12 protein-coding genes are annotated in these 18,354 nt (G+C 67.4%); 8 read left to right on the forward strand and 4 right to left on the reverse strand.

What is annotated here, in order from left to right; translation table 11 throughout:
* Nucleotides 1-14: 14 nt before the first annotated feature.
* Both LC407_RS06215 and LC407_RS06220 read right to left on the reverse strand, forming a co-directional pair.
* Nucleotides 15-1,184: a DUF1176 domain-containing protein gene (locus tag LC407_RS06215; RefSeq protein ID WP_223482425.1), complete on the reverse strand. Its 1,170-nt coding sequence runs from the start codon at nt 1,182-1,184 to the stop codon at nt 15-17.
* Entirely contained in the window at nt 1,081-2,121 is a 1,041-nt protein-coding gene (locus LC407_RS06220) for a DUF1176 domain-containing protein (protein ID WP_223482426.1), read from the reverse strand. Before LC407_RS06220 ends, LC407_RS06215 begins: the two co-directional genes overlap by 104 nt.
* Nucleotides 2,122-2,242: 121 nt before the next feature.
* Here LC407_RS06220 and recJ point away from each other — a divergent pair, with 121 nt between their 5' ends.
* Nucleotides 2,243-4,000, forward strand: a complete 1,758-nt coding sequence (gene recJ / locus LC407_RS06225; protein ID WP_223482427.1) for a single-stranded-DNA-specific exonuclease RecJ — start codon at nt 2,243-2,245, stop codon at nt 3,998-4,000.
* A gap of 40 nt (nt 4,001-4,040) precedes the next feature.
* On the opposite strand, the gene LC407_RS06230 is transcribed toward recJ, so the two are convergent.
* Complete coding sequence (locus tag LC407_RS06230; RefSeq protein ID WP_223482428.1) at nt 4,041-5,090, reverse strand: DUF1176 domain-containing protein; 1,050 nt, start codon at nt 5,088-5,090, stop codon at nt 4,041-4,043.
* Nucleotides 5,091-5,223: 133 nt separating this feature from the next.
* Between LC407_RS06230 and LC407_RS06235 the strand changes: the two genes are divergently transcribed.
* Nucleotides 5,224-8,133 (forward strand): VIT domain-containing protein, encoded by a 2,910-nt coding sequence (locus LC407_RS06235; RefSeq protein WP_223482429.1) that lies wholly within the window; start codon nt 5,224-5,226, stop codon nt 8,131-8,133.
* On the opposite strand, the gene LC407_RS06240 is transcribed toward LC407_RS06235, so the two are convergent.
* Complete coding sequence (locus LC407_RS06240) at nt 8,072-9,361, reverse strand: acyltransferase family protein (RefSeq protein WP_223482430.1); 1,290 nt, start codon at nt 9,359-9,361, stop codon at nt 8,072-8,074. The genes LC407_RS06235 and LC407_RS06240 overlap by 62 nt on opposite strands.
* A gap of 197 nt (nt 9,362-9,558) precedes the next feature.
* Here LC407_RS06240 and LC407_RS06245 point away from each other — a divergent pair, with 197 nt between their 5' ends.
* The 6 genes from LC407_RS06245 to lysS all read left to right on the forward strand — a co-directional run bounded on the left by LC407_RS06245 (nt 9,559) and on the right by lysS (nt 18,183).
* The gene (locus LC407_RS06245; RefSeq protein WP_223482683.1) at nt 9,559-10,401 is read left to right on the forward strand and encodes a LytTR family DNA-binding domain-containing protein; all 843 of its coding nucleotides are present in this window, start codon (nt 9,559-9,561) and stop codon (nt 10,399-10,401) included.
* Nucleotides 10,402-10,492: 91 nt separating this feature from the next.
* Nucleotides 10,493-11,618 (forward strand): peptide chain release factor 2 gene (prfB, locus tag LC407_RS06250; RefSeq protein WP_099818762.1). Its coding sequence is split into 2 segments (ribosomal slippage): nt 10,493-10,567 and nt 10,569-11,618, totalling 1,125 coding nucleotides; the frame shifts between segments, so codons are not numbered across the junction.
* A gap of 99 nt (nt 11,619-11,717) precedes the next feature.
* Nucleotides 11,718-12,500 (forward strand): helix-turn-helix transcriptional regulator, encoded by a 783-nt coding sequence (locus LC407_RS06255; RefSeq protein WP_025874707.1) that lies wholly within the window; start codon nt 11,718-11,720, stop codon nt 12,498-12,500.
* Between the two features lie 690 nt (nt 12,501-13,190).
* Entirely contained in the window at nt 13,191-14,582 is a 1,392-nt protein-coding gene (locus tag LC407_RS06260) for an NAD-dependent succinate-semialdehyde dehydrogenase (protein WP_223482431.1), read from the forward strand.
* A gap of 75 nt (nt 14,583-14,657) precedes the next feature.
* A complete protein-coding gene (locus LC407_RS06265) occupies nt 14,658-16,298 on the forward strand; it encodes an acetolactate synthase large subunit (RefSeq protein WP_099783886.1) in 1,641 nt (546 codons plus the stop codon).
* 373 nt (nt 16,299-16,671) lie between these two features.
* Nucleotides 16,672-18,183 carry a lysine--tRNA ligase gene (gene lysS, locus LC407_RS06270; protein ID WP_025878944.1) on the forward strand — a complete coding sequence of 504 codons (1,512 nt, stop codon included), beginning with the start codon at nt 16,672-16,674 and terminating at the stop codon, nt 18,181-18,183.
* Nucleotides 18,184-18,354: the final 171 nt, after the last annotated feature.

The raw sequence follows: 18,354 nt of genomic DNA on the forward strand, positions 1-18,354 counted from the left end.
GCCCGGCGGATGCCCTAGCGCAATTCCGTAACGTAGGTCGGCAGTTGCCAGTGGCGCTGACCGACGCCCAGGCAGTGCCGGCCGACGAAGGTTGCCGCCAGCACCAGGCGGGCTCCATCCCAGGCCCAATGCCGGTCTATCCCGCAGCGGTCGGTAGGGCTTGCAAGGCCTTCTTCAAGGAACACGGCGTGCGGGTAGAGCGGGAACAGCGTGGATGCGGTGATCGGCACGGGCGCAAAGGGCGTTCGGTCGCGGATCACCCAGCTGCCGGCTGGCCGGATGTAGCGGCCGGTCGTGCAGTTCAACATCGCCAGCACATGCGTTGCATCGATCCGCTCGATGCGCAGGTGGCGGGAAGAGGCTGCAGCGCAACCCGCGCCGGCCTCGGCGCGCGGTAGCAGCGCTTGCAGTAGATCGGCACGTTCGGCCAGCGCGGCATCCTCGTCGTGGGCTTCAACCAGCAGCGGTGGCGGCACCAGGCGAGCTGCCGCCCGTGCGACCGGCACCTGCGATTCCGGCCGCAAACCCTTGTCCACCAACGCCCCGGGGGTGTGCAAGCGGCCCTGTACCTCGTCCATCTTCAGCAGCAGTGCGGCATTACCGCTCTCTGCCAATGGCCATGCCTGGCCCGCCGTGTCGGTCATCCTGACCGGCCGCCCGCGCCCCAGTGCATCCAGCAGCGCTTGCGCATGTGGTGGTGCCAGAGCCAGGCCGGCCTCAAGCGCATCCACCGGGCCGATATCACCCAGGTCCGCGCCATCCACATGCAGCCGCAGCCGGCCCTCTGGATGCACCCGCGGGCTGCGGGGCGCGCCGTCACTGCCATCAGCCAGCGACAATCGCGCCGTCACGGGGGTGTCTGGTCCAGCGGCACGCTCGATGAGCACGCCCAGCATCAACGCGGCCGGTGGGCCGAACGCCACCATCCGGCAGGTGCCTGTGTTATCGCATGCCAGGTGTCCGTTCTGTTCAAGGAACGTGAACTGCGCGGGCGTGCCGGCGAAGCTGACAGGTGCCAGCGTCAGTGACGCCAGCGCCAGTAGAGGAAATCGAAGCGTAGTCATGTTCCAGGCTTCCGGGTCAGCGGACCGTGCTGACCAGCGTCGGCAGCGTCCAGTGCCCGCCCGCCACGCCACGACACAGGCCGGTACTGAACGCACTGCTTGGCTGGAATCTGCGGCCATCCCAGGCCCAGTCCCAGCCGGAAACGCAGTCGCCGATGCCGCGGCCCTTGTAGCGCGCGTACAACGTGCGATCGGAGCGCGAGAAGCCTTCTGCCTCCAGCGTGACCGTCTCAGGTGCGAACGGCGGCTGATCGCGCGCGATCCAGAAGCCATTGCTGTAGTTGTACGCGCCCATCTGGCACAACGCCTGCACCAGCACGTGGTGGTCGTCCAACCGCTCGATCACCATTTCCGGTGTTCCCTCGTACTCGATCAGGCGCGGACAGTCGTCGTTGTCGCCGAGCGTGGCAATCAGCGCGTCGCGCAGCGCTTCGCTGCTGCCCAGCCCGCTATCGCCGGGGCGGCCGGCCGCCAGCACACCGCGCACGATCACCGGCTTGGCCACTGCGGCGGGCACGCTCGCTTCGGCACGCGTGCCGCGGCGTACCAGCGCACCGGGCGTGCCCACGCGCCCTTGGACCTCGTCCATTTTCAGCAGCACCGCGGCGGCACCACGATCGGAAATCGGCCAGCGCGTGCCCCTGCTGTCGATCACCTCGATGCGTGCCTGGCCGGGCAGGGCGGCCAGCAGGCCTTCTACCTGCGTCGGCCGCAGCATCACTGCTTCGTCGGCCCCGGTGTCCTGCACTGGGCCCAGATCACGACCGTTCACGTGCAGGCGCATTGAACCTTCAGGCACTGCACTTTCGCCATCCTCGCCGACCCGCAGCCTCGCCTTCACTGCCGTGCCGGGGCCGCCGGCACGTTCCAGCATCAGGCCCAGCAGGCTGTCCGCCTTTTCAGGGCCGTAGCCGGCTGCACGGCAGGTGCCGGTGTTGTCGCAGGCCAGGAACCAGTCGTGGTGTACGAACTCGATACCGGGGGTTGGCGGCGTGTTTGCGGCCTGGGAAGCAAGTGGCAGGAGGCTGGCAAGCAGTACGGACAGCAGGCGGTACATGGCGAATTCCGTTTCAGAAGCGAACAAGCATGGGCGATCGCCACGCCTGCGCCAAGCCCGGAAGAGCCTGGCGAGCCGAGCGGGGTATCATGCGCGGGTCTTCCGCAACCCGGCGATGCCGATGTCCCTTGCCGCCGATGCTGTGCTGCCGTCTTCCGATACGCCGATGATCCGCCGTCGCGATGCGGCCGTGCCCGGTAGCTGGCCGGAGGGCACGCTGCCCCTGCTGGCCCGCCTGTATGCCGCACGTGGTGCGCACACGCCGGAGCTGGCCCTGCCCAAGCTCGGCAACCTGCATGCGCCGGAACTGCTGACCGGCATCGACGCAGCAGTGGACCTGCTGGTGCAAGCCATCGCCGCCGACAAGCGCATCCTGGTAGTCGGTGATTTCGACTGCGACGGCGCCACCGCCTGCGCGGTCGGTGTGCGTGGGCTGCGCATGCTCGGCGCGCAGCACGTCTTCCACGCAGTGCCCAACCGCATGGTGCATGGCTATGGTCTGTCGCCGTCTCTGGTGGACGAGCTGGCTGCGCTGCAGCCGGATCTGCTGGTCACCGTCGATCACGGCATTGCCTGCCATGCCGGCGTGACCGCGGCCAAGGCGCGTGGCTGGCAGGTGCTGGTGACCGATCACCATCTGCCCGGTCCACAGCTGCCACCGGCCGATGTCATCGTCGACCCCAACCTCGACGGCGACGCCTTCCCCAGCAAGGCGCTGGCCGGTGTCGGCGTGATCTTCTACGTGCTGATGGCGCTGCGCCGGCAGATGCGCGAAGCGGGGGTATTTGCCGATGGCAAAGGGCCGGACCTGACCACGCTGCTGGACCTGGTGGCGGTGGGCACAGTGGCCGACCTGGTGGTGCTCGATGCCAACAATCGCGCCCTGGTCAGCGCGGGATTGCGCCGGCTGCGCAATGGCCAGGGCTGCGTCGGCCTGAAGGCATTGATCGAGGCCAGCGGCCGCGATGCTGCACGCTTGACCGCCACCGACATCGGCTTCGGGCTTGGCCCGCGCTTGAACGCGGCCGGTCGGCTGGAAGACATGGCATTGGGTATCGCCCTGCTGCTCACCGAAGATCCGCGGCAGGCCCGCGACATCGCGCAGACGCTGGAACAGATCAACGCCGAGCGGCGTGCGGTCCAGCAGTCGATGACCGATGACGCCGAACACGCGCTGTCGCGGGTGGTGCTCGATACCGCAGGCCAGCGCCCGGTGGCGGCCTGCTTGTTCGATGCTGATTGGCACCCCGGCGTGGTTGGCCTGGTTGCTTCAAAGATGAAGGATCGCCTGCATCGGCCGGTGATCGCGTTCGCGCCGGCCGAGCCGGGCGCCGACACCCTGCGCGGCTCGGCGCGTTCGATCGCCGGCCTGCATATCCGTGATGCGCTGGCGCTGGTCGATGCACGCCATCCCGGCTTGATCGAGCGCTTCGGCGGTCACGCGATGGCCGCCGGGTTGAGCATGCGTCTGGATCATCTGGCCACCTTCGAAGCCGCGTTCGTCGCCACCGTGCTGGAAATGCTCGACCCGGCTGCACTGCAGCAGCAGGTGCTCAGCGACGGCGAACTGGCCGCGGACGAACTCGATCATCGCCATGCCGATGCGCTGCGTTTGGCGGGTCCATGGGGGCAGGGCTTTCCCGAGCCGCTGTTCGATGGCCACTTCGAAGTGGCCAACTGGCGCGTGCTGAAGGAACGGCATCTGAAGCTGGAACTGCGCCTGCCCGGCGTACCCGGCACGATCAACGCGATCCATTTCGGCGGCTGGCACGGCAATGCGCCAGGCAAGCATGTTCATTTGGCCTATCGCCTGGCTTGCGACGACTACCGTGGTGGCGCAGCGATCCAGCTGATCGTCGAGCACTCCCTGCCGGCGTAGTCCATGCCGGGCATGGCCCGGCGCTACCGCTTCGGAAGGGTCAGCGTACGTCGGTCACCCGCGTCGGCAGTTCCCAGGTACCCCCGGGAACGCCGCGGCACAGGCCGCCACTGATCGCCGAGGTCGCGACGAAGCGGGTGCCATCCCAGGTCCACGTTTCATCCGACACACAGTCGGCCAGACCGCGGCCCTTGTGCGAGGCGACGATCTGCCCGTCGCCGTAGTCGATCGCGTCGCTGGTCACCCATTGCGGCTGGTAGGGCGCTTTCTCACCGATGACCCAGTAGCCATCACCGGTGTTGTAGGCCGCGCGCCAGCAGGGGACGTTGACCAGCAGATGCTTGGTGTCCAGGCGCTGGATCTGCAGTGGTGAATTGCTGATCGGAAGATCCGGGTCGGTGTCGAGCAGGCCTTCGCAGCTGGGTTCTACCAGAGTGGCGCGCAGCGCCGCACGCAGCGCCGGCGAGGCGGCCAGCTTGGAAAACGCCGGGTCGTCCGGTGGCGTCGACAGCGTCGGTGCCTTGCGCACCACGGGTTTGGCAACGGCGGCAGGCACGCTGCTTTCGGCAGCGGCCCCCTTGCGCATCACCGCGCCCGGCGTGCCCACGCGGCCCTGGAACTCGTCGGTCTTCAACAGCACAGCCGCTGCGCCCTTGTCCGACAGCGGCCACGTGTGGCCGGCGCCATCGACAACCGCGATGCCACCATCGCGCACCAGCGCGGACAGCACTGCGCTGGTCTGTGCCGCGCTGAGCACATGGACACCCGGCTCCGTGGCCGGCGCCAGCACACCGAGGTCACGCTGCTGGATGCGCAGGTGCAGCGCGCCCTTGGGCTGCGGCTGGTCATCGATCGGCTGCAACGACATCCGACCGCTGATGGCCTGATTGGGGCCGCCCGCCCGGGTCAGCAGCACGCTCAGGGTGCTGTCATCGCCACTGGCGTAGCCGGCCGCGCGGCACGTGCGCGTGTTGTCGCAGGCCACGACCCAGTCGTGATGCTGGAAATAGAGGCCTGCAGGCGCATCGACGGCGCCGGCGGCCAACGGCCAGCACAGGGCCAGCAGGGTGGGAAGCAGGGGAGAACGCATGGGCATCCTTGCACGGGATCGGGAAGTCGCACATGGTGCGCCCAGGGGCAGCGAAGAACCAGCATCGAATCACGTTAACCCCGTCCTCCCGGTTGGTGCGTTCAAGCAGTCACGATCCCACTGGAGTCCTGTCATGGTCTTCGCCCGTTGCTGCACCGTACTGCTGTTGGCCCTGGCAAGCTGGCCGGCACTGCCCCAGGCGTCGCGGCGTCCGGCACCGCCGATGACGTCCACACCGCTGCTGATCGCGCCCGCCGCCGAACAGCCCGTGCAGCTGCGACATGCCCGCATCGAAGGCGAGGTCCAGGCCGGTATCGCCCAGACCCGTATCACCCTGGAGTTCCATAACCCCAACCAGCGCGTGCTGGAAGGTGAGCTGCAGTTCCCGCTGGCCGAGGGCCAGCAGATCACCGGGTTCGCCCTGGACATCAACGGCGAGTTGCGCGAGGCAGTACCGGTGCCCAAGGACCGCGGTCGTCAGGTGTTCGAGGAGATCGCCCGTCGTGGCGTCGACCCGGGCCTGCTGGAGCAGACCGCCGGCAACCAGTTCCGGCTGCGCGTGTATCCGCTGCCGGCCGGCGGTAGCCGCCGCGTGCAGTTGGTCGTACGCGAGCCGCTGGCATATGCCGGGCAGGGCTGGCGTTGGACACTGCCGCTGCAGTTCGTCGCCGGCGCCGCAGCCGTCGAACTGGACGTGCGGGCACCGAAGGGGGCTGAGGCAGGAAGCGCGCCGTTCCGCATCGCCGATGGCCGCCTGCACTGGCAAGGACGTGGCGCGCAGTTGCCGGCCCAGCTGCAATGGACGCTGCCGGCCGAGCGCAAGGCACAGGTGCAGGTTGCGCGCTGGCAGGACGGTCACTACCTGTTGGCGCAGCTGCCGGTGCCGACGTCGACCGCGCCGCGCCGTGTGCCGTCGGAGGTGGGGCTGCTGTGGGACGGTTCGGGTTCCGCAGGCCAGCGCGACCGCACCCGCGAGTTCGCGCTGCTGGATCGCTACTTTGCTGCGATGGGCGAGGGCAACGTCGCGCTGACCGTGCTGCGTGATCGCGCCGAGCCTGTGCGTCGTTTCCGTATCCGCAGGGGTGACTGGAGTGAACTGCGGCGCGCGTTGATGGCGGTGCAGCCGGATGGCGCCAGCGCGCTGGCGCAGTGGCAGCCGCAGCCCTCGGTGAAGGAGTACCTGATGGTCAGCGACGGCCTGCTGACCTACGGGCCGGAAGCACTGCCGGCGTTGGCCGCCGATCAGCGCCTGTTTGCGTTCAGCAGTGCCGGCGCACGCACCGATGCCACACGCCTGCGCGGTTGGAGCGAGGCGCATGCTGGCAGTTTCGTGGCGCTCGGCAGCGATATCGATGCCGCTGCACGGGAGCTGCTGTCGATGCCACTGGATGTCCAGATCGATGCCGGCCGTGGTGTGCAGGACGTGGTGGTCGACCGCCGCAGCCAGGCCCAGGGCTGGCTGTGGTTGCATGCGCGGTTGGCGGCCGAAGGTGTGCCGATGCGGGTGCGCATTGCCGGTGGGCAATGGCAGGCACTGCCGGAGAGCTCCACCAGCGCCGATGGCGATCTGCTGGCCGGCCTGTGGGCACAGGCACGCCTGCAGCAGTTGTCGACCGATCGGCGCGGCAATCGCGAGGCGATGCAGCGCCTGTCGCAGCAGTTCAGCCTGGTGGGCCCGGACACTTCACTGATCGTGCTGGAAACGCTGGACGACTACCTGCGCTACGCGATCCGCCCCGCAGGTGCCTTGCGCGCCCAGTACGACCAGCGCTTCGCACGCCAGGTTGCAGATCGCGATGCCGCCGACCGTCAGCGCCTGGACAAGGTGGTGACGCAGTGGCAGCAGCGCCAGCAATGGTGGAGCCGCCGTTGGCCGAAGGGCATGCGCGTGCAGGCGAAGGCGCTGGAAGTGGTCGGTCAGGACGCGTACGCGGCTGCCCCGGTGGCGATGCTCGCCGCGCCTGCTCCCGCGCCAGCGCCGATGGCCGTTGCCGCCGAGCAGCGGGCGGAGTCCAGCAGCGCGCGCGCCCGTCGATCGCCGCCGCGGCAGGCACCTGCGGGCCTGGAGGCCGCGATGGATGCCGTTGCCATCGAACCCACGGCGTCCAATGCACCGGCCGCCGCCAATGACGGTCAGCTGGGAATCCGGTTGGCCGCCTGGCAATCGGATTCGCCGGTTGCCCGCCGCCTGCGCCAGGGACCGTCGTCGCAACTGTACGACCGCTATCTGGCCGAGCGCGCTGCGAACGCCAACAGCAGTGCGTTCTTCCTCGACGTGGCCGACCTGTTGATCGAACAGGGCCAGCGCGATCTTGCCCTGCGCGTGCTGTCCAACCTGGCCGAGATGGAGCTGGACAACCGCCATCTGCTGCGCGTTCTCGGCTATCGCCTGCTGCAGGCCGATGCACCCACACTGGCGGTGCCGGTGTTCGAGCAGGTGCTGGCGATGGGCCAGGAAGAACCGCAGAGTTTCCGTGATCTGGGCCTGGCGCTGTCCGCAGCGGGCAAGCCGCAGCAGGCGCTGGCGCCGCTGTACCAGGTGGTCGTGCGGCCGTGGGATGGTCGTTTCGACGGCATCGCGCTGATCGCCCTGGATGAACTGACCAACCTGGTGGCCGGCAGCACGCCGCGCCTGGATACCACCGGCATCGACCCGCGCCTGCTGCAGGCGATGCCGCTGGACCTGCGCGTGGTGCTGGCCTGGGATGCCGACAACAGCGACATGGACCTGTGGGTCACCGACCCGAACGGCGAGCGTGCGTACTACGGCAACCGCCTGACCTACCAGGGTGGGCAGATGTCGCAGGACTTCACCGGTGGCTATGGTCCGGAACAGTTCTCGCTGCGCAACGCCAAGCCGGGCAAGTACAAGGTGGAGGCGAACTACTTCGGCAGCCGCCAGCAGCTGGTGACCGGTGCGACGACGCTGATGCTGCGCCTGACTACCCATTGGGGCACGCCGAAGCAGAAGGACCAGATGATCACGATGCGGCTGAAGGATCGTGCCGAGACGGTGCTGGTCGGCGAGTTCGAGGTGCGGTAGCGCCGGGCCATGCCCGGCGGCCGGCGCTGTGGTCCTGCGTGATGCTCACTGCGCCGTTGCGATCGGCACGCAACCCGAACAGCGGCCGCAGCCAGCGCACACGGCGTACCAGCAGTTCATGGATCAGCAGGCAGCCGGCGACGGTACCTACAATCACCAGCGCCGGCTCCAGCCATGCGCCCAGCTGCAGGGGACGCAACCAGTACAACAGCATGATCAGCACGGTCTGGTGCAGGATGTACCAGCTGAACACCGCCTCGCGGCAGTAGCCCAGGCCACGCCATGGCCGCGCCAGCAGGACCTGCGCCCATCCGAAGAGGGCCAGCAGGGAACACCAGGTGTACAGCGCTCGGCCAACGCGCTCGGTCTGCGCCCACGGCAGCGCCAGCACCCACTGCGGCAGATCGCCGAGGTCGGGCATCCGCCCCAACGCGCGGATGCCCAGTTCGACAGTCAGCCCGACAACGGCCAGCATCAGGGTCAACCGCCGGCCGCGCACCAGCAGATTCCAGCCACGCTGCCAGCGCGCGGCGAGGAAGCCGCCGAGGAACAGGGGCAGCGATTCGGCGTGGACGTACAGGTCATCGACCAGCGCATGGGTTGGCGGGTGGGCGGGCAGGATCACCAGCAACGCCCACGCCAGCCACAGCACCGGCAGCAGCAGGCCCAGCGTGGCCACCCAGCGGTCGCCCGCAGGCAGGCCCGGCAGGCGGTGGCGCAGCGGCCGCACTACGCTGGCCAACACGATCGCCAGCAGCGTGTAAGGGATCAGATAGGCCAGGTACCACAGGTGGTTCCAGGTGAAGCCATAGGCGGCACCGGTGAAGCTGGCTCCCGGCCACGGCCGGAACTGCCAGTAGCGCCACAGGAACGCACCGAGCCCTGGCGTGACGTCGCCCTTGTCCACCGCTTCACAGTAGGCCTGCAGCGAAACGACCGCGACGATGCCGAACAACAGCGGCAACAACAGCCGCCCGCCGCGCCGCAGCGCGAATCGCCACCGGCCCTGCGCGGGCAGGCACAGGCCCAGCGCGATGCCGGAGATGGCAAACAGCAGCGGCATGCGCCAACGATTCAGCGCGATCATCGGCCATTGCAGCCACTCCGCGGTGTGGACGCTCTTGAGGTGGAAGTCCCATCCGGCCACGTAGGCCATGGCCACGTGGTAGAGGATCAACAGCCCGAAGGCACCGATACGCAGGGTGTCGAGGTCGTGGCGGCGGGTCATGGCGGTATCCGTGTTGGCGTCCTCGCAGAGTGGAAGTCCTTGTGGGCTGTCGCCAGCAGGAAGGGGCGGTTGGATGCCCTGCAGGGCCCAGTGGCGGGGCTGGGGGACGAATGGCGTGCGTCAGTGGGGCTGTGGTTGGCGATAATCCAGTGATGGATGAGTACAACCAGCAGGACCCGGACGTGCGTGGCGAATCGATGGGCAACGGCAGGCAAGGGCGGCAGGCAGCCGCGTTCTGGGTCGTACTGTTCCTGGGGACGGCGGCGGCCAATGTGCTGGCCAAGGCCATGATGGCGGCGCGCGATGGGCTGCCCTCCCAATGGATGGCGGCCACGATTGACGAGTTCAGCAGTGCGCTGGTGTCGCTGCTGCTGCTGGCGGTGCTGATCCGCGCCGCGTCGCGCTGGCCGCTGCACGCCGATACCTGGCGACAGCGCTTGGCGCCGTATCTGCTGGGCGCGGTTGCGTGGTGGCTGCTGCATGTGAGTGCGATGGTCCTGCTGCGCAAGGCCGCCCACGCCGTGCTTGGCAGCCACTACACCTTTGGGGACTGGCCGGCGCAATGGTTCTACGAGTTCTTCAAGGACATCCAGACCTATGCGCTGCTGGTCTCGGCAGTCCATGCCCTGGCCTGGTTCGGCCGCCGCCGCCAGGGTGAAGCGACCCTGCTTGCCGCCCCCGATGAGGGCCCGCCGGTCGAACCGGTCGATCGCCCCGACCATTTCCTTGTGCGCAAGCTGGGCAAGGAGTTCCTGGTGGCCACGGCCGACGTCGAGTACGCCCAGGCCGCCGGCAACTATGTGAACCTGCGGGTGCGCGGGCATGACTACCCGCTGCGGATCACCATGGCAGTGCTGGAGGCGCGGCTGGACCCGGTCCTGTTCCTGCGCAGCCACCGCAGCTGGCTGGTCAACCGTGACCAGCTGCGCTCGATCGAGCCGCTGGATGGGGGCGAGGCCTTGCTGCACATGGCCGATGGGGCCAAGGTACCCTGCAGCCGACGCCAGCTGCCGTTGCTGCGCCAGGCCTTGGGCGGGTAAGGGGCGTGGCAGGGCGGGACCGGCTTCTGCGCCGGTTCACCCCGGCCTGCGGTATCATTTGCAGTCATCTTTTGAATGCATAACCGCCGACATGATCGAACTGAATCCTGTCCGCCAGCGCATCGCCGATCTGACCGATCGCGTGTTGTCGCTCCGGGGGTATCTTTGACTACGACGCCAAGAAAGAGCGTCTTGAGGAAGTAACGCGGGAGCTGGAAAGCCCCGACGTCTGGAACAACGCCGAGTACGCCCAGAACCTGGGGCGCGAGCGCTCGACCCTGGAAAAGACCGTGGGCGGCATCGCCGCGGTGCTGGAAGGCCTGAGCGACGCCACCGAACTGCTGGAGCTGGCCGAGTCCGAGCAGGACGAGGACACCGCGCTGGCCGTGGTGGCCGACCTGGACAAGCACCAGGCGCACGTGGAGAAGCTGGAGTTCCAGCGCATGTTCTCCGGGCAGATGGACACCGCCCCGGCGTTCGTCGACATCCAGGCCGGTGCCGGTGGTACCGAAGCCCAGGACTGGGCCGAGATCCTGCTGCGCATGTACCTGCGCTGGTGTGAATCGCGTGGCTGGAAGACCGAGCTGATGGAAGTGTCCGGTGGCGACGTCGCGGGCATCAAGTCGGCCACGCTCCGCGTGGAAGGCGACTACGCCTACGGCTGGCTGAAGACCGAGACCGGCGTGCACCGCCTGGTGCGCAAGTCGCCGTTCGACTCGGACAACCGCCGCCATACCAGCTTCACCTCGGTGTTCGTGTCGCCGGAAGTGGACAACAACATCGAAATCGACATCAACCCGGCCGATCTGCGTACCGACGTGTACCGCTCGTCCGGTGCCGGTGGTCAGCACGTCAACAAGACCGAGTCGGCGGTGCGTATCACCCACATCCCGACCAACACGGTCGTGGCCTGCCAGACCGGCCGCAGCCAGCACCAGAACCGCGACAACGCGATGAAGATGCTGGCCGCCAAGCTCTACGAGCTGGAGATCCAGAAGCGCAACGCCGAGCGTGATGCGGTGGAAGCCACCAAGTCCGATATCGGCTGGGGCAGCCAGATCCGCAATTACGTGCTCGACCAGAGCCGTATCAAGGACCTGCGCACCGGCATCGAGCGTTCGGATACGCAGAAGGTGCTCGACGGTGACCTGGACGAGTTCGTCGAGGCCAGCCTGAAGGCCGGCCTGGCGGTTGGCTCCAAGCGCATCGATGCCTGATGCGTGCCCGGCGACAGCGGTACCGTCCGCTGCCCGGGCCCTGCGTTGCGGGACGTCTTCGGCGTCCCGCAACGCCGTTGAAACCTGCAGGGCAGGGCGATGATGCGCAGTGAAGCCGAACGCAAGGAACTGGGAGGCTTTCTCAAGGCCTGCCGTGCGCGGGTCGACCCAGCAACGCTGGGGCTGCCAGCCGGCCGCCGACGCACGCCGGGCCTGAAGCGCGAGGAAGTCGCACTGGCGATCGGGGTCAGTGTCAGTTGGTACACCTGGATCGAGCAGGGCCGCGAAGTGCGCGCCTCGCCCGAAGTGCTGGAGCGCCTGGCGCAGGTACTGCGACTGAGCGACGACGAGCGCGCCTACGCGTTCGCGCTGTCCGGCTATGGCGTGCCGCTGGAATCGCCCGACGAGACGGTGACCGACGGCCTGCGCCAGCTGGTGGAGGCGATGCAGCCGATCCCGGCCTACGTGCGCAATACCCGATTCGACATCCTGGCCTGGAACCCGGCCATCGCCGATCTGTTTGTTGATTACGGTCAGCTGGCGCCGCACGAACGCAACACGCTGCGGCTGATGTTCCTGTATCCGCCTTACCGCACGTTGATCCTCAACTGGGAAGAAATGACCCGCGGGCTGCTGGCCAGCTTCCGCGCGGCGATGGCGCAGGCGCCGGACAAGGCGCCGTTCCTGGCACTGGCCGAGGACATCGGTGCGCACAGCGAGCAGTTCCGCCAGTGGTGGCCGGAGCACGATGTGCGTCGTTTCGACGAAGGTGCGAAGAAGCTGAACCATCCCACGCGCGGGCTGCTGGACCTGCAGTACGTGGCGCTGGTGCCGGAGAGCCGGCATGACCTGTCACTGGTGACCTACCTGCCGCGAAGGTAGGTTGGTCGGCAGGGCTTGCAGCCCTGCACCTGCTGTAGTGCCGGCCGCTGGCCGGCAACCTCAACAGCAACAGCAACAGCAATAGCGGGCTTTCCGTGAGTTGGTGGGGCGGTGTCGGAGTGCGGGGACGCCGCAAGTACGTCCGTGTAGGCTTGGCCGCGGCATCCATGCCGCGGACACCCCGCACTCCGACACCGCCCCACCTCTGACAGATCTCCGCTGCTGTTGGTAGGTGTCGACCTTGGTCGACACGTTGATCCACGCGATGCGTGGATGAAATCTGTCAGATATCGAAATACATCTGGGGTCAGATCCGTTTCCTTCGGAAAGCGGATCTGACCCCAAGAGCCGTTCCAACAGACCGCGGGAATCTGTCGAAGGCGGGGTGGGTCCGGTTGCGGGGGCGTGAGCCGCATGGATGCGGCGACCGAGCTTACATGGACGTACTTGCAGCGTCCCCCGCCACCGGACCCACCCCGCCATCTCACGGAATGCCGCTTTTGCTGTTGCTTCTGCCGTTGCTGTTGCCTCCGCGGGTGCAGGGCGCAGCCCTGCCGGGAAACCACCCCATTCAGGCAGGTAAGTACAGGTCACAGGATACGCAGACGCCTTGTTGCTGCCATCGATCGGGTCCACATTCGTTGTCAGGAAACGGGCAGCCGCCCGTTGTCGAGACAACAGGAGACCTGCATGTCCGCTTCCCCCGCAGCCCCCGCTGCCATTTCCCGCGATCCGGCGACCGGCCAGCAGATCGCCAGCCACCCCTTCGCCACCGACGCCGAACTGGAAGCCATCCTCGACCGCGGCCAGGCCGGTTTTGCAGCCTGGAGCGCGCAGTCACTGGAACAACGCGCCAGCGTGCTGCGTGCGATGGCTGCCGTGCTGCGCCGCGACCGTGAACCGCTGGCCGCGATGGCCACTGCCGAAATGGGCAAGGTCCACGCCGAGTCGCTGGCCGAGATCGAGAAGTGCGCGGTGCTGTGTGACTGGTACGCCGACAACGGTGCGGCGTTCCTGCACGACGAGCCGACCGCGGTGGCCGACAACAAGGCCTATGTCTCCTACCTGCCGCTGGGCGTTGTGCTCGGCATCATGCCGTGGAATTTCCCGTACTGGCAGGTGATGCGCGCGGCCGTGCCGATCCTCATGGGCGGCAACGGCTTCCTGCTGAAGCCGGCCGAGAACATCGTCGGCACCGCCGGGCTGCTCGCCGCTGCGTGGCGCGATGCGGGCCTGCCGGACGGCACCTTCATCGCCGCCAACATCAGCCGCGAGGGAACCAGTGCCGCCATCGCCGATGACCGCATCGCTGCCGTGACCCTGACCGGCAGCGTCGCTGCGGGGCGCAGCATCGCCGCGCAGGCCGGGCAGGCGCTGAAGAAGGTGGTGCTGGAGCTGGGTGGCTCGGATCCATTCATCGTGCTGGCCGACGCCGACCTGGAGGCAGCGGTCGATGCCGCGGTGGCCTCGCGCTTCCAGAACACCGGGCAGGTGTGCATTGCCGGCAAGCGCATCATCGTCGAAGACGCCGTGTATGAGCGTTTCGTGTCGTTGTTCTGCGAGCGCGTGCAGGCGCTGACCGTGGGCGATGGCCGCGAGGCCGGCAACCGGATCGGACCGATGGCCCGGCAGGACCTGCTTGAACAGCTTGATGCACAGGTGCGTGCGTCGGTCGAGGCCGGTGCGCAGTTGCTGGTAGGCGGCAAGCAGCTCGATCGCCCCGGCAGTTTCTATGCACCCACCGTGCTGGCGGGTGTCGAGCCGGGCATGCAGGCCTTCGACACCGAGACCTTCGGGCCGGTGGCGTCGATCAGCCGCGCGCGCGACGCCGACCATGCGGTGGAACTGGCCAACCAGAGCGAGTTCGGCCTGAGCGGCAATCTGTGGACCGGCGACCACGCCCGCGCGATGCAGCTGGCGCGCCGGCTGCAGACCGGTGGCGTGTTCGTCAACGGTTTCTCTGCCTCCGATCCACGCGTGCCGATCGGCGGAGTGAAGAAAAGCGGCTTCGGCCGCGAGCTGTCGCACTTCGGCATCCGCGAGTTCGTCAACGCGCAGACGGTGTGGTTCGACCGCCGTTGACGCGGGCCATCCACCGTTCCTGTCAGCATCCCTGCAACGTTCCATCATCACGCACTGCGAGAAGGACGTCATTCCATGTCCAAGGGTTCCGATCTGCTCGTCGCCGCACTCGAAAACGAGGGCGTCGAGCGCATTTTTGGCATTCCCGGTGAAGAGAACCTCGATGTCGTCGAGTCGCTTCGCCACTCCAGCATCGAGCTGGTCATCACCCGCCACGAACAGGCTGCCGTGTTCATGGCCGCCACCTACGGCCGCCTGACCGGCAAGCCCGGCGTGTGCCTGGCCACGCTCGGCCCGGGTGCACTGAACTTCACCACCGGTGCCGCCTACGCACTGCTCGGCGCGTGGCCGGTGATCATGATCACCGGGCAGAAGGGCATCGTGGCCAGCAAGCAGGCGCGCTTCCAGATCGTGGATATCGTCAGCACGATGAAGCCGCTGACCAAGTCGGCGCGGCAGATCGTTTCGGCGCGCACCATCCCCACCATCGTCCGCGAGGCCTTCCGCACCGCGCTGGAAGAGCGCCCCGGGCCGGTGCTGCTGGAACTGCCCGAGGACATCGCGGCGATGGAGGTCGAGGACGTTGCACTGATCCCGCCACACCCGGTGGATCGGCCGATCGCCAGTCCCGAGGCGCTGGACCGTGCGGCGCAGATCATCCGCGAGGCCAAGCGTCCGCTGCTGGTGATCGCCTCGGCGGCGTCGCGACCGCAGTCCAGCGAAGCGCTGTCGGCCTTCGTACTGCGGGCCGGCATCCCGTTCGTCACCACGCAGATGGGCAAGGGCGCGGTGGCCGGTGGCTCTGGCCTGTACATGGGCACGGCGGCACTGAGCGAGCGCGACTACGTGCACATGGCCATCGATCAGGCCGATGTGATCGTGACCATTGGCCACGAGGTGACGGAGAAGCCGCCCTTCGTGATGCGCCCGGGTGGCCGCACGGTCATCCACATCGGCTACTCGCAGGCCGCGGTGGAGCAGGTGTACTTCCCGCAGGTGGAGGTGATCGGCGATATCGGCCGCTCGCTGACCCTGCTGGCCGACCGCATCGAGGGCAGGGTGGACAACGCCGCTGCACTGCTGCCGCTGCGCGCGACGATCCTGGAGCACATCGCCGACCGCGCCGAAGAGGCCGGTTTCACGCCGCAGCGGCTGGTGCATGACGTGCGCCAGGTGATGCCGCCGGATGGCATCGTGGCGCTGGACAATGGCATGTACAAGATCTGGTTCGCGCGCAACTACCGCACCCAGGTGGCCAACACACTGCTGCTGGACAACGCATTGGCGACGATGGGCGCGGGGCTGCCGTCGGCGATCATGGCCTCGATCCTGTACCCGCAGCGCCGCGTGCTGGCGGTGTGTGGCGATGGCGGTTTCATGATGAACAGCCAAGAGCTGGAGACCGCGCGGCGGCTGGGCCTGAACCTGGTAGTGCTGATCCTCAACGACGGCGCCTACGGAATGATCCGCTGGAAGCAGGCGGTGGATGGTTTCGCCGACTACGGCATGACCTTCGGCAATCCGGATTTCGTCAAATACGCCGAGGCCTATGGCTGCCACGGGCACGAGGTGACGGCGATCGAGCAGTTCATTCCGACCCTGGAAGCAGCGTTCACCGCGGGCGGCGTGCATCTGGTGTCGGTGCCGGTGGACTATTCGGAGAACCAGCGGGTGCTGGTGGATGAGCTGCGGCAGGCATTCCCGGGAAACGGGTAGGTGTCGCCCCCCGGAGCCCCGTAGGCGTCGCCCCCCGAGCCCGGTAGGTGTCGACCCCCGAGCCCGGTAGGTGTCGACCTTGGTCGACACAGTAGATCCAGACCATGCGTGGATGCCTCCCCATGCCCGGCTCGGTAGAGCGCCAACCAAGGTTGGCGGCTACCAGGGCGGTGGATCGAGGTTGATCGACTGCGGCAGGCGTTCCTGGGAGCCCGGTAGGTGTCGACCTTGGTCGACACGGTGAGCGCCAACCAAGGTTGGCGGCTACCGCAGCAGGGGCGGCCCGAGGCCGGGGCGGGGCGCTTTTGGTATGCTGGGCAACCGGCTGCGCCGGGCGCAACACTCCCCCTCACTACACGATTCCCGCAGATCCATGAGCGAAGCTACCGATACCCCCCCCGTCGACGAAAACAAGTTGATCGCCGAGCGCCGTGAGAAACTCAAAGCGCTGCGCGGGCAGGGGATCGCGTATCCGAACGACTTCCGTCGCGAGGACTTCGCCGGCAGCCTGCAGGAAGAATTCGCCGATGCGGAGCAGTGGACCGCCGAAACCCTGGAAGGCAACGGCCGCCAGGTGAAGATGGCCGGTCGCCTGATGGCCAAGCGGGTCATGGGCAAGGCCAGCTTCGCCCAGATCCAGGACGAATCGGGCCGCATCCAGCTGTTCCTGCAGGGCAGCGTGCTGGGTGATGCCTACACCGCCTTCAAGGGCTGGGACGTGGGCGACATCATCGCTGTCGAAGGTGGCCTGACCCGCACCAAGACCGGCGAGTTGTCGGTCAAGGCCGAATCGATCCGTCTGCTGACCAAGTCGCTGCGCCCGCTGCCGGACAAGTGGCATGGCCTGGCCGACGTCGAACAGCGTTATCGCCAGCGTTACGTCGACCTGATCGTGACGCCGGAGTCGCGCGCGGTCTTCATCAAGCGCTCGAAGATCATCCGTGCGATGCGTGCATGGCTGGACAACCGCGACTTCCTCGAAGTCGAAACGCCGATGATGCATTACATCCCCGGCGGCGCGGCGGCCAAGCCGTTCACCACCCACCACAACGCGCTGGACCTTGACCTGTACCTGCGCGTTGCGCCGGAGCTGTACCTCAAGCGCCTGACCGTCGGTGGCCTGGAACGCGTCTACGAAATCAACCGCAACTTCCGCAACGAAGGCGTCAGCACCCGCCACAACCCGGAATTCACCATGATGGAACTGTACGAGGCCTATGCCACGTACAACGAGATCATGGACCTGACCGAAGGCGTGATCCGTGACGTGGCACAGTCGGTGAACGGCACCACCGTGGTCGAGTGGGACGGCGCCAACATCGACCTGGGCCCGGCGTTCCGCCGCTGGCGCATGGACGAGGCGGTGCGCCACCACAACCCGGAAATCTCCGCGGCCGACTGCACCGACCGTGACGCGCTGCTGCGCCATTGCGAGCGCCTGAAGATCCGCGTCAAGCCGTCCTACGGCTGGGGCAAGCTGCTGCTGGAGATCTTCGAAGCCACCGTCGAGCACACCCTGATCCAGCCGACCTTCATCACCGATCACCCGGTGGAGGTCTCGCCGCTGGCCCGCGCCAACGACAACGATCCGGGCTATACCGACCGCTTCGAACTGTTCGTCAACGGCAAGGAGCTGGCCAACGGCTTCTCCGAGCTGAACGACCCGGAAGACCAGGCCCAGCGCTTCCAGGCGCAGGTGGCGGCGAAGGAAGGCGGCGATGACGAGGCCATGCACTACGACGCCGACTACATCCGTGCGCTGGAGTACGGAATGGCGCCGACCGGCGGCCTTGGCATCGGCGTCGATCGCCTGGTGATGCTGCTGACCGGCAGCAGCTCGATCCGCGACGTGCTGCTGTTCCCGTACATGCGTCCGGAGCAGTAACCGGCGTTTTCGGCGTCCGTTTGTGCGCGTCGTCTCGGTTTGAGACGGCGCCATTGACGCATCCCGCACTCGGCGTATCGTTATTGCACAACCTTGACACCGGCTATGGCTTCATGGGGTCAGGGGAGGCCGCGATGTGGAGAATCCGCTTCACATTGTGACGACGATCAT

Source organism: Stenotrophomonas sp. OVS01A, assembly GCF_019969775.1.
In the GTDB taxonomy this organism is placed as follows: Bacteria; Pseudomonadota; Gammaproteobacteria; order Xanthomonadales; family Xanthomonadaceae; genus Stenotrophomonas; species Stenotrophomonas indicatrix.

Coding starts and splice junctions, on each gene's coding strand:
- LC407_RS06220 (WP_223482426.1), bottom strand. CDS start 2,121: ATGTACCGCCTGCTGTCCGTACTGCTTGCCAGCCTCCTGCCACTTGCT.
- LC407_RS06255 (WP_025874707.1), top strand. CDS start 11,718: ATGATGCGCAGTGAAGCCGAACGCAAGGAACTGGGAGGCTTTCTCAAG.
- LC407_RS06265 (WP_099783886.1), top strand. CDS start 14,658: ATGTCCAAGGGTTCCGATCTGCTCGTCGCCGCACTCGAAAACGAGGGC.
- LC407_RS06235 (WP_223482429.1), top strand. CDS start 5,224: ATGGTCTTCGCCCGTTGCTGCACCGTACTGCTGTTGGCCCTGGCAAGC.
- LC407_RS06245 (WP_223482683.1), top strand. CDS start 9,559: ATGGGCAACGGCAGGCAAGGGCGGCAGGCAGCCGCGTTCTGGGTCGTA.
- recJ (WP_223482427.1), top strand. CDS start 2,243: ATGTCCCTTGCCGCCGATGCTGTGCTGCCGTCTTCCGATACGCCGATG.
- LC407_RS06215 (WP_223482425.1), bottom strand. CDS start 1,184: ATGGCCGCAGATTCCAGCCAAGCAGTGCGTTCAGTACCGGCCTGTGTC.
- LC407_RS06260 (WP_223482431.1), top strand. CDS start 13,191: ATGTCCGCTTCCCCCGCAGCCCCCGCTGCCATTTCCCGCGATCCGGCG.
- LC407_RS06240 (WP_223482430.1), bottom strand. CDS start 9,361: ATGACCCGCCGCCACGACCTCGACACCCTGCGTATCGGTGCCTTCGGG.
- lysS (WP_025878944.1), top strand. CDS start 16,672: ATGAGCGAAGCTACCGATACCCCCCCCGTCGACGAAAACAAGTTGATC.
- LC407_RS06230 (WP_223482428.1), bottom strand. CDS start 5,090: ATGCGTTCTCCCCTGCTTCCCACCCTGCTGGCCCTGTGCTGGCCGTTG.